The sequence below is a fragment of the Azoarcus sp. DN11 genome (assembly GCF_003628555.1).
In the GTDB taxonomy this organism is placed as follows: domain Bacteria; phylum Pseudomonadota; class Gammaproteobacteria; order Burkholderiales; family Rhodocyclaceae; genus Aromatoleum.
Map to the genome: position 1 here is coordinate 1,500,397 of NZ_CP021731.1, position 12,026 is coordinate 1,512,422.

The window sequence follows — 12,026 nt, forward strand, 5'->3', positions numbered from 1 at the left end:
GTATTCGACCCATAGGGCAAATCCGGGGCGACGGCGGTCACGGACGTTCGGGTGAGCGTGGCGAATGGCGGCGCGCAAAATGGAAAGGGGCGCCGAAGCGCCCCTTGATTGCGATGTTGCCGTGTTACTTCTTGCGCGGCGGCGGCACGTCGGTGCAGCTGCCGTGCGCGACTTCGGCGGCCATGCCGACCGTCTCGCCGAGCGTGGGGTGCGGGTGGATGGTCTTGCCGATGTCGACCGCGTCCGCGCCCATCTCGATGGCGAGGCAGACTTCGCCGATCATGTCGCCGGCCGAGGGGCCGACGATGGCTCCGCCGATCACGCGGTGCGTTTCGGCGTCGAAGATCAGCTTGGTGAAGCCGTAGTCGGCACCGTTGGCGATCGCGCGGCCGGAGGCGGCCCACGGGAACTTGGCGGTCTCGACCTTGCGGCCTTCCTTCTTCGCCTGTTCTTCGGTGTAGCCGACCCAGGCCACTTCCGGATGGGTGTAAGCGACCCCCGGGATCACCGTCGCGTCGAAGGCGGACTTCTCGCCGGCGGCGACTTCCGCTGCGACGTGCGCTTCATGCACCGCCTTGTGCGCGAGCATCGGGTTGCCGACGACATCGCCGATTGCGAAGATGTTGGGCACGTTGGTGCGCATCTGCGCATCGACCGGGATAAAGCCGCGGTCGGTGACGAGCACGCCCGCCTTCTCGGCCCCGATCTTCTTGCCGTTCGGGCTGCGTCCAGCGGCCTGCAGGATCATGTCGTAGCGCTGCGAACCCTGCGGAGCCTTCTCGCCCTCGAAGGTGACCCACAGACCATCTTCCTTCGCCTCGACGGCGACGGTCTTGGTCTTCAGCATCACGTTGTCGAAGCGTTGGGCGTTCTGCTTTTCCCACACCTTGACGGCGTCGCGGTCCGGGCCCTGCATCAGGCCGTCGAGCATTTCGACGACATCAACCCGGGTGCCGAGGGTCGAATACACCGTCGCCATTTCCAGGCCGATAATGCCGCCGCCGATGACGAGCATCTTTTGCGGCACGAAGCGCAGTTCCAGCGCCCCGGTCGAGTCGACGATGCGCGGGTCGCGCGGGATGAAGGGCAGGTGCACCGCGGCGGAGCCCGCGGCGATGATGCACTGCTTGAACTTGATGACCTTCTTCTCGCCGGTCTTGTCTTGCGCGTCGCCCGTCGTGACTTCGACTTCGACGTGGTTCGGGTCGAGGAAGCTGCCGTAGCCACGCACGACGTCGACCTTGCGGCCCTTGGCCATGCCGGCGAGGCCGCCGGTCAGCTTGCCGACGACCTTGTCCTTGTGGGCACGCAGCGCATCGATATCGACAGTCGGCTTCGCGAAGGTGATGCCCGCTGCCGACATGTGCTCGGCCTCGTCCATCACCGCGGCGACGTGCAGCAGCGCCTTCGACGGGATGCAGCCGACGTTCAGGCACACGCCGCCGAGGGTCGCGTAGCGCTCGACGATCACGGTCTTGAGACCGAGGTCGGCGGAGCGGAACGCGGCCGAGTAGCCGCCGGGGCCGGCGCCGAGCACGAGCATGTCGCACTCGATGTCGGCACCGCCGGTGTGACTTGCGGCGGTCGGGGCGGCGGCGGGAGCAGCGGCCGGAGCCGGGGCTGCTGCGGGTGCAGCTGCAGCGGCAGCGCCAGCAGCTTCCACCTTCAGCAGCACGGCGCCTTCGCCGACCCTGTCGCCGACCTTGACCAGCACTTCGGTGACGATGCCGGCGGCCGACGAGGGCACGTCCATCGTCGCCTTGTCCGATTCGAGCGTGCAGATCGCGTCGTCGATGGCGATGGTGTCGCCGGCCTTCACGAACAGTTCGATCACCGGGACGGACTCGAAATCGCCGATATCCGGAACCTTGACTTCAACTTGGCTCATGGTGCGGCCTCCTTACAGCATGACCCGACGGAAGTCGGCCAGCAGTTGCGCGAGGTAGACGTTGAAGCGGGTCGCCAGCGCGCCGTCGATGACGCGGTGGTCGGCGGTCAGCGACATCGGCAGCGTGAGGCGCGGCAGGAAAGCTTTGCCGTCCCACACCGGCTTCATCACCGACTTGTTGACGCCGAGGATCGCGACTTCGGGCGCATTGACGATCGGCGCGAAGTAGGTGCCGCCGATGCCGCCGAGCGACGAGATCGTGAAGCAGGCACCCGACATGTCGGCCGGGCCGAGCTTGCCGTCGCGCGCCTTCTTCGCCAGTTCACCGGTTTCCGCGGCGATCTCGAACACGCTCTTCTTGTCGGCGTTCTTCACCACCGGCACGACGAGGCCATTCGGCGTATCGGCCGCGAAGCCGATGTTGAAGTACTTCTTGAGAACCAGATTGTCGCCGTCGAGCGAAGAGTTGAACTCGGGGAACTGCTGCAGCGCGCGCACCGAGGCCTTGATGATGAAGGCGAGCATCGTGAGCTTCTTGCCCGACTTCTCGTTTTCCTTGTTGATCGCGACGCGGAAGGCCTCGAGGTCGGTGATGTCGGCGTCCTCGTGATAGGTCACGGCCGGGATCATCACCCAGTTGCGGGCGAGGTTCTGTGCGGAGATCTTCTTGATGCGCGACAGCGGCTTGGTCTCGATTTCGCCGAACTTGGAGAAATCGACCTTCGGCCAGGGCAGCAGATCCAGGCCGCCACCGAGGCTCGCGCCGCCAGTTGCTGCGGCGGCCTTGCCCGGGACGACGCCGGTCTGCATCGCGCCCTTCACGAAGGCGGTGACGTCTTCCTTCAGGACGCGGCCCTTCGGGCCGGTCGCCTTGACCTGCGCGAGATCGACGCCGAGTTCGCGCGAGTAGGCGCGCACCGAGGGGCTTGCGTGCACCTTGCCGCCGAGGGTGACGGCGGAGGGGGCGGCGACGTTGATCGGGGCGGACAGCGCCGACTGGCCGAAAGCGGCGGTCGAGGCCGCGGGGGTCGCGCCCGCCGGGGTCACGGCGGCAGGAGCCGGAGCCGATGCCGCAGCCGCAGGCGCGGCACCTGCGCCTTCGATGACGATCAGCACAGCGCCCTGGGACACCTTGTCGCCGACCTTGACCTTCACTTCCTTGACGACGCCGGCGGCGGACGAGGGCACGTCCATCGTCGCCTTGTCGGATTCGAGCGTCGCGATCGCGTCGTCGACCTTGATGGTGTCGCCCGCCTTCACGAATAGCTCGATCACCGGCACATCGGAGAAGTCACCGATGTCCGGCACGGCGACTTCGATCCGGCCGGCGGCGACCGGCGCTGCCGCGGGGGTAGCGGGCGCAGCAGCGGGCGCGGCAGCCGCGGGGGCTGGAGCGGCTGCGGGGGCCGGAGCCGGTGCAGCGGCGCCGGCGGCGGCAGCCTCGACCTTGATCAGCACGCTGCCTTCGCCGACCTTGTCGCCGAGACCGACCAGCACTTCCTTGACGACACCGGCGGCCGAGGACGGCACGTCCATCGTCGCCTTGTCGGATTCGAGCGTCGCGATCGCGTCGTCGATATTGATCGTGTCGCCGACCTTCACGAACAGCTCGATGACCGGCACCGCGGAGAAATCGCCGATGTCCGGGACCTTCACTTCAATCATTTGACTCATGTTCTTGGTCTCCCTGGCTCTCTCAGACGGACATCGGATTCGGCTTGGCGGGATCGAGGTTGTACTTCAGCAGCGCGGCGGCAACCTTGTCGCGCTCGATCAGGCCGTCGTCGGCCAGCGCCTTCAGTGCGGCCACGGTGACCCAGTAGCGATCGACCTCGAAGAAGTGACGCAGCTTTTCCCGGGTGTCCGAGCGGCCGAAGCCGTTGGTGCCGAGGGTGACGTAGGTGTTCTTGATGAACGGGCGGATCTGCTCGGCGTAGAGCTTCACGTAGTCGGTCGCGGCGACGACCGGGCCGACGGCGCCCGTGAGGCACTTCTCGACGTGGCTCAGGCGCGGCGCTTCCATCGGGTGCAGCATGTTCCAGCGCGCGGCGTCCTGACCTTCGCGGGCCAGTTCATTGAAGCTCGGGCAGCCCCAGAGGTCGGCCTCGACGCCCCAGTCGTTCTTCAGCAGGTCGGCCGCGGCGATGACTTCGCGGAAGATCGTGCCGGAGCCCAGCAACTGCACGCGCAGCTTGCCTTCGTTGCCCTTCCTGAACGCGTACATGCCCTTGACGATGTCGCCTTCGGCGCCGACCGGCATCTCGGGATGCTCGTAGTTCTCGTTCATCACCGTGATGTAGTAGTACACGTCCTGCTGTTCGGCGAACATGCGGCGCATGCCGTCCTGCACGATCACGGCGACTTCGTACTGGAAGGTCGGGTCGTAGCTGACGCAGTTCGGGATCATGTTCGCGAGGATCAGGCTGTGGCCGTCCTCATGCTGCAGGCCTTCGCCGTTGAGCGTCGTGCGGCCGGCGGTGCCGCCGACCAGGAAGCCGCGGGTGCGCTGGTCGCCCGCCGCCCAGCACAGGTCCATCGTGCGCTGCAGGCCGAACATCGAATAGAAGATGTAGAACGGGATCATCTGCACGCCATGCACCGAGTACGCGGTGCCGGCGGCGATCCAGTCGGCCATCGCGCCGGCCTCGTTGATGCCTTCCTGCAGCACCTGGCCGGTCTTCGATTCCTTGTAGAACATCAGCTGGTCATGGTCTTCCGGCACGTAGTTCTGGCCCTGCTGGTTCCAGATGCCGTACTGGCGGAACATGCCTTCCATGCCGAAGGTGCGCGACTCGTCCGGGACGATCGGCACGACGTGGCGGCCGATCTGCTTGTCCTTGAGCAGCGTGTTCATGATGCGCACCATCGCCATCGTGGTCGACAGCTCGCGGCCTTCGCCCGAGGCCTTCAGCAGCGCGGCGAAGTTTTCCAGCGCGGGCACGGCCAGGGGCTCGGCCTTCTGGCGGCGCTGCGGCAGGAAGCCGCCCAGCGCCATGCGGCGCTCCATCAGGTACTTGTGTTCGGGCGAATCCTCGGCGAACTTGAGGTAGGGCAGTTCGGCGATTTTGTCGTCCGGCACGGGGAGGCCGAAGCGGTCGCGGAAGCGGCGGATCGCGGCTTCGTCGAGTTTTTTCTGCTGGTGCGAGATGTTCATCGCCTCGCCGGCCTGGCCCATGCCGAAGCCCTTGATGGTCTTGGCGAGGATCAGCGTCGGCTGGCCCTTGTGCTCGACGGCCGCCTTGTAGGCCGAGAAGATCTTGAAGAGATCATGGCCGCCGCGGTTCAACTGCCAGATCTCGTCGTCGGTCCAGTCGGCGACCATCGCCTTCAGTTCCGGCGTGTTGAAGAAATACTCGCGCACGTAGGCACCGTCCTTCGCCTTGAAGGTCTGGTATTCGCCGTCGACCGCTTCCATCATGCGCTTCTTCAGCAGGCCCTTGGTGTCGCGGGCGAGCAGGGCGTCCCAGTGCGTGCCCCACACGAGCTTGATGACGTTCCAGCCGGCGCCGCGGAATTCGGCTTCCAGTTCCTGGATGATCTTGCCGTTGCCGCGCACCGGTCCGTCCAGGCGCTGCAGGTTGCAGTTGATGACGAAGATGAGGTTGTCGAGCTTTTCGCGCGCGGCCATGCCGATCGCGCCCAGCGATTCGACTTCGTCGGTCTCGCCGTCGCCGAGGAAGGCCCAGACCTTGCGGTCCTGCGCCTTGGCCATGTCACGGCTGTCCATGTACTTCATGAAGCGCGCGGCGTAGATCGCGCACAGGGGGCCGAGGCCCATCGACACGGTCGGGAACTGCCAGAAATCGGGCATCAGCCAGGGGTGCGGATAGGACGAGATGCCGTGGCCGTCGACTTCCTGGCGGAAGTTGTCCATCTGCTCCTCGGTCAGGCGGCCGAGCATGAAGGCGCGCGCATAGATGCCGGGAATCGAGTGGCCCTGGAAGAAGATCAGGTCGCCGCCGTGTTCGGCGGAAGGGGCGCGCCAGAAGTGCGAGAAGCCCACGTCGTATAGGGCCGCGGCGGACGCGAAGGAGGCGATGTGGCCGCCGACGTTGGTGTGCTTGTTCGCGCGTACGACCATCGCCATCGCGTTCCAGCGGATGTAGGAGTGCAGCTTGATCTCCATGTCCGGGTTGCCGGGGTACTTCGGCTGCTGGTGGGCGGGGATGGTGTTGATGTACTGCGTGGTTGCCGAATAGGGGATGTCGATGCCTTCCTCGCGGCCGGCTTCGATCAGCTTCTCGACCAGGAAATGGGCGCGTTCGACGCCTTCATTGGCGACGACGGCCTGGAGGGCGTCCAGCCATTCCTGGGTTTCCTGCGTGTCCGGGTCCGTCTGCAGCGTTACGTTGGGTGTCGCGGCCATGCTCTGTCTCCTTGTGTTGAGCTTCGCGGTTGGCGAATCCGCCCTTGAGAGGTGGTCCGGGTCGAATCCGTGAGACGCCGATCGCGTTTGATGATCGACATTTTTCGCATTCTAAAACCAGATTTCAGGATGTGCAATAATCTTGGCTGCCTATTCCGGGCAGGGAGAAGAGTTTGCGAGGGGCATGTGAGAGGCATGCGGGAAACGCGGCCAAGGCCATGCGGCGAGCGGCGTCGAGTGCGTTCGCGGTGGGGGGCGTGGGCATGGGTACGGCGCGGACGAACCGGTCCGCGCGGACCGGAGCGAGGAAAAAAACCGGCCGGGAGAAAGGGAGGGAGAGGAAGATCTCCCGGCCGATTCGGAAAACGGGATGCGGCAGGCTAGCGGCCCGATGCCCTGCGACGGTCGTCATCGTAGGCAAACACCACGTGACCGTCGCGCACCTCGCCCATGAAAATATCATGGACGCTGGTGATCGTCTCGTGGCGGTCCTTCGAAAAGGGGGTGCGATACGTCATGACCACGCCCTCGATCTTCTCGTGCAGATTTTCCAGCGCCTCGCGGATGCGGTCGCCATCCGTGTTACCGGCCTGGCGTATCGCTGCGGCGAGCAGCAGCAGCGAATCATACCCCTGCGCGGCGGCGGGCGGGACGGGAATGCGGCCACCGCCCGTCGCTGTACGCCACGCCTCGAGAAAGGCCTGGCGTCGCGGCGAGGTCGGTTCGGGGATGAATGTCTGCGGCATGCGTGCGCCTTCGGCGTTGGGGCCGGCGTTGTCGATGAAATTCGACATCGCGAGCGTCCAGCTGCCGATCAGGGGCACACGCCAGTTGATGCGCGCCATGCCGTTGGCGATATGGGCGAGTTCCGGGCCGATGCCGTAGGTGAGGATCGCTTCGGCGCCGGCATCGCGCGCGCGGCGCAGCGGTATCGTCATGTCGGTCTGCTGGAGATTGAAGCGCTCGACCGCGACCGGTTTCAGGTCGCGTCCGGCAAGTGCGTGCTCGAGGTCCTCGCGCCCGAGCTGGCCGTAGTTGGTCGCGTCGTGAAAGATCGCGACGCGCTTCAGGCCACGCCGGTCGATCGCCTCGGAGACGATCATCGCGGCCTGGATCGTATCGTTGGCGGAAACGCGGAAGATGAAGTTGTCGGGATGTTGCGGGGGCAGGAACTGCCGGGTCAGCATCGAGCCGGTCGCCACGGAGGTGACCATCGGGATGCGCGCTTCCTGGTAGAAGCGCTGGCTCGCGAGGGCGACGCCGGTGTTGACGATGCCGAGTCCGGCGACGATGTGCTGCCTGGTGATGAGTTCCTGCACGACCTGTGCGCCGCGCTCGTTGCGCGCCTCGTCATCGCGTTCGATCAGCTCGATCGGCCGCCCGAGCACGCCACCCTTCGCGTTCAGTTCGGCCGCGGCGATGCGGATGCCTTCGCGCATCGAAATGCCCATCGGGCTGGAGCCGCCGGTGAAGGGGCCGGACACGCCGATGCGGATCGGATCGGCAGCGAGGGTCGGCAGGGCGAGGAGATACAGCAGTGCGAAGATGAGGCGCAGCACGCGGGAATCTCTGTGTGGTCGGCAAGGCGGACAATGTACGTTCCGGGCGGGTGGGGCTGAATTGGCGAAAACCCCAAGCGCCGCCGGTTGCCCGGTCATAGGGAAAAACCCGACTGACGCCCGGCGGCCGCGGCCATGACAATGGCGCCCGTCCGGAGGCGTCGCAGGGCTTCGCGTTCCGGATTCGCTCCGCCTTGCTGTCGCCTGCTTACGATTTGACTCGAATGTCCGATTCCGGCCGCCTCTCGCCGACCCACTGGTACTGGACCGCTCCCTACGTGGCGGTGGGCATCTTCGCGCTGACGATGCTGGGCCTCGTGTGGCTGCTGCAACTGCGCGACGCTGAAACCCAGCGCAATGCGGTGGCGCGCGACGTGCAGTGGGCCGAGCAGACGATGCGCCTGCACATGCAGGGCACGGAGGAATTCCTGTCCCAGCTCGCCCGCGACCTCGCCGTCTCGGCGCTGGACCTGAACGGCTTCCAGGTCCGCGCCAACCAGCACATCGCGAACAACGGCGAACTGGTGAACGTCGCCTGGGTCGGCCCGGAAGAACTCGTGCGCTGGACCGCGCCTTTCGACACCACCGACTGGCTGGCGGGCGACGCCCTGTCGCGCGTGCAGGCCGCCACCTTCCACCGCGCCCGCGATACGGGGCATCCGAGCTATGGCGAGGCCTATCAGGCGGCGGGCAAGCACATCATGCTCGAAGTGTTCGTGCCGGTGCGGCACGGGCGCGAGTTCCTCGGTGCGATCGTCGGCGTCTACTCGATCGAGCGGGTGTTGCAGTACCTGGTGCCGAGCTGGTTCGGCGAGAAATACCATCTCGCGCTGATCGGTGCCCTGGGCGAAACGCTGGCGGTGAATTCGAGCGTCGCCGACCTCGACAAGAGCATCTCGTACTCGATCCCCCTCGATCCGCCCGGCACCGGACTGGTGTTGCGCGCGACGGCCTTCCGCACCGCGAGCCAGCTGCCGCAGGCGTTGCCGACGGCGATGATCATCGGCCTGTCGATCATCGTGCTGTGGAGCCTGTGGCTGCTGCGCACCCACGTGCAGCGGCGCGTGCGGGTCGAGAAGGAGCGCGACCGCCTCTTCAACCTGTCGCTCGACCTGTTGTGCATCGTCGGCCTCGACGGCGTGTTCCGCCGCGCCAACCCGGCGTTCGAGCGCACCCTCGGCTATCTGCCGGACGAGTTGCCAGGGCGGCCGCTGCTCGAACTCGTGCATGCGGATGACGTGCCCTTCGCGGTCGAGCAGTTACGCCGGCTCGCGGACGGGCAGGCGGTCAGCTTCGAGATCCGCTGCCGCGGCGCCGATGGCAGCTTCCGCTGGCTCGACTGGAGCATCAATCCGGTGCGTGAGGAAAAGCTCGTGTATGCCGTCGCGCACGACATCACCGGCCGCAAGGCGAGCGAGGAGGCGCTGCGCGCGGAATCGGCGTTCCGCAAGGCGATGGAGGAGTCGGTGATGACCGGCATGCGCGCCATCGACCTCACCGGCCGCATCATCTACGTGAACTCGGCCTTCTGCCGCCTGGTGGGTTTCGACGAGGACGAGCTCATCGGCGCGACGCGGCCGTTCCCGTACTGGGCGCCCGAGGAGCTCGAGGTGTGCAGCCACAACCTCGACCTCACGCTGCTGGGCCGCGCGCCCCCGAGCGGCTTCGAGATGCACATCCGGCGCAAGAACGGCGAGCGGATCGATGCACGCTTCTACCTGTCCCCGCTGATCGACGCCAACGGCGTGCAGACCGGCTGGATGGCTTCGGTCACCGACATCACCGAGCCGAAGCGCATCCGCGCCGCGCTCGAGGCCGCGCACGAGCGCTTCGAGGCGGTGCTGGACGGCCTCGAAGCCGCGGTGTTCGTCGCCGACGCCCGCACCGACGAGATCCTCTTCGCCAACCGCGCGTTCAAGAGCATCCACGGCTTCGATGCGGTCGGGCGGACGGTGCGCGGCGTCGCCGTGCCGCAGCCCGAGCGCGGCGACTACCCGGTCGATCCCCGCGGCCTCACGGCCGCCGACCTGCCGCGCGAGCTCTTCGACGGCGAACTGCAGCATCCGCTGTCCGGGCGCTGGTACCACGTGCGCGAGCGTGCGACGCGCTGGGTGGACGGGCGCGTCGTGCGCATGGGTATCGCGACCGACATCACCGAGCGCAAGCAGACCGCGGAAGTGTCGCGCCAGCAGGCCGAGCGCCTGCAGCGCACGTCGCGCCTGATCACGATGGGCGAGATGGCCTCCACGCTCGCGCACGAACTCAACCAGCCGCTGTCGGCCATCGCCAACTACAGCATGGGATGCGTCACGCGCATCCAGTCGGGCAACTGGCGCGAGGAAGAGCTGCTGGCGGCGATGCAAAAGGCGAGTTTCCAGGCCGAGCGCGCCGGCAAGATCATCCGCCGCATCCGCGAATTCGTGAAGAAGAGCGAGCCGCGACGCAGCGCGGTGCAGATTTCCGACGTGCTGGACGACGCGATCGGCTTCGCCGAGATCGACGCGCGACGGGTGAGCTCGCGCATCGTGTCGGAGGTCGCCCCCGACCTGCCGCCCGTCTTCGCCGATCGCATCATGATCGAACAGGTCGTGCTGAACCTGGTGAAGAACGGCATCGACGCGATGGCGGACCTGCCCGACGAGCAGCGCGTGCTCACCGTGCGTGCCCGCTCGCTCGGCCCGCGGGCGGTGGAGGTCGCGGTCATCGACCGCGGGCACGGCATCGGTGAGGAAGAGCGCGGGCGTCTCTTCACGCCCTTTTACACAACCAAGGCGGAAGGCATGGGGATGGGCCTGAACATCTGCCGCTCCATCATCGAATTCCACGACGGGCGCCTGATTGTGGATTCCAACCCGGAAGGGGGTACCATCTTCTCATTCACATTGCCCACCGAGGTCGCCGGTGACCGGACAGTCCGCCGTGTCTGAACAATGCATCTACATCGTCGACGACGACGAGGCGCTGCGCGATTCACTGGTGTGGCTGCTCGAATCGAGCGGCCATCGCGTGCGGGCGTGGGAGTCGGCCGAGAGCTTCCTGCGCGACTACCTGCCGGCGATGACCGGCTGCCTGGTGCTCGATGTGCGCATGCCGGGCATGAGCGGGCTGGAACTGTTCGAGGAGTTGAAGCGCCGTCATTGCACGCTACCGGTGATTTTTATCACCGGTCACGGCGACGTGCCGATGGCAGTATCGGCGGTGAAGAAAGGGGCGATCGATTTCATCGAGAAACCGTTCAGCGAGCGCGACATGCTGAACCTGATCGGAGAGTGCCTGACAGCCGAGCAGGAGAGCCGCAACAAGCGCCAGCACGAAGCCGACACGGCGCGGCGGCTGATGCACCTGACGCAGCGCGAGCGCGAAGTGCTGGATCTCATCATCGCCGGCAAGCTCAACAAGCAGATCGCCGACGTGCTCGGCATCAGCATCAAGACGGTGGAAGTGCATCGGGCGCGGGTGATGGAGAAGATGGAGGCGAATTCGCTCGCCGAACTCGTCCAGAACGTGCTGGTCCTACCGGGAGTCGGCGGCCGCGGATAGGTAGCGGCTCGCCTGTGAGGTTTGGGGGGAGGGGTATGAGCGTCGGGAAGTTTCTGGTCGCGGTTCTCGTCCTCGGCGGCGTGGCGCCGGCCATCGCGGCCCCCGACCGGCCCGCGGAGCAACTGGTGAGTGAGCGCTGCCACAGGTGCCACGGCACGAACGGCCTGAGCGGGGACGCGGCGTTCCCCAAGCTTGCGGGACAGAACGTCGACTATCTCACGCGGCAGATGGCCAACTTCAAGACCGGCGTGCGCACCAGCAGGCGCATGCAGAAACGCGTCGAAGACCTCTCGGGCGGCGAGATGCGTGCGCTGGCCGAATATTTCAGTGAAAAACCGATGGTGCCGGAAACGGGAGGTGATCCCGAGCAGGTCGACCGCGGCCGCCACATCTACTTTGCCGGCATTCCGGCGAAGGGCGTGACGGCGTGCACGACCTGCCACGGCCCGCAGGGGCGTGGCGCGATGTACCTGCCGCGGCTCGCCGGCCAGCATGCCCAGTACCTCGCGTCGCAATTGCGGGCCTTCCGCGATTATTCGCGCTCCTCGCCGAACATGGTGATGCATACGGTTGTCGAGAACATCGACGACCCCGAGATCGAGTCCGTCGCCCGGTTCCTCAGCGTGATGGAGTAAGCGCTGCCGACCGCGCCCTTCGGCGCGGTTCAAGGGGA

General features: G+C 66.4%; 7 protein-coding genes. 3 read left to right on the forward strand and 4 right to left on the reverse strand.

Going from position 1 to position 12,026, the window contains the following annotated elements; translation table 11 throughout:
• Window positions 1-124 precede the first annotated feature (124 nt).
• The 4 genes from lpdA to CDA09_RS06920 all read right to left on the reverse strand — a co-directional run bounded on the left by lpdA (window position 125) and on the right by CDA09_RS06920 (window position 7,813).
• Entirely contained in the window at window positions 125-1,888 is a 1,764-nt protein-coding gene (gene lpdA / locus CDA09_RS06905; protein ID WP_121427948.1) for a dihydrolipoyl dehydrogenase, read from the reverse strand.
• Between the two features lie 12 nt (window positions 1,889-1,900).
• On the reverse strand, window positions 1,901-3,562 hold the full coding sequence (gene aceF / locus CDA09_RS06910; protein ID WP_121427949.1) for a dihydrolipoyllysine-residue acetyltransferase: 1,662 nt from the start codon (window positions 3,560-3,562) through the stop codon (window positions 1,901-1,903).
• 22 nt (window positions 3,563-3,584) lie between these two features.
• Window positions 3,585-6,254 carry a pyruvate dehydrogenase (acetyl-transferring), homodimeric type gene (gene aceE, locus CDA09_RS06915; RefSeq protein WP_121427950.1) on the reverse strand — a complete coding sequence of 890 codons (2,670 nt, stop codon included), beginning with the start codon at window positions 6,252-6,254 and terminating at the stop codon, window positions 3,585-3,587.
• Between the two features lie 380 nt (window positions 6,255-6,634).
• A complete protein-coding gene (locus tag CDA09_RS06920) occupies window positions 6,635-7,813 on the reverse strand; it encodes an ABC transporter substrate-binding protein (RefSeq protein ID WP_121427951.1) in 1,179 nt (392 codons plus the stop codon).
• A gap of 224 nt (window positions 7,814-8,037) precedes the next feature.
• Here CDA09_RS06920 and CDA09_RS06925 point away from each other — a divergent pair, with 224 nt between their 5' ends.
• The 3 genes from CDA09_RS06925 to CDA09_RS06935 are packed head-to-tail and all read left to right on the forward strand — an operon-like array spanning window position 8,038 to window position 11,988.
• A complete protein-coding gene (locus CDA09_RS06925) occupies window positions 8,038-10,740 on the forward strand; it encodes a PAS domain S-box protein (RefSeq protein WP_121427952.1) in 2,703 nt (900 codons plus the stop codon).
• Window positions 10,733-11,353: a response regulator transcription factor gene (locus CDA09_RS06930; protein WP_502697089.1), complete on the forward strand. Its 621-nt coding sequence runs from the start codon at window positions 10,733-10,735 to the stop codon at window positions 11,351-11,353. Before CDA09_RS06925 ends, CDA09_RS06930 begins: the two co-directional genes overlap by 8 nt.
• Before the next feature lie 35 nt (window positions 11,354-11,388).
• Window positions 11,389-11,988, forward strand: coding sequence for a c-type cytochrome (locus CDA09_RS06935; protein WP_121427954.1), 600 nt, complete (start codon window positions 11,389-11,391; stop codon window positions 11,986-11,988).
• The last annotated feature ends 38 nt before the right edge of the window (window positions 11,989-12,026 follow it).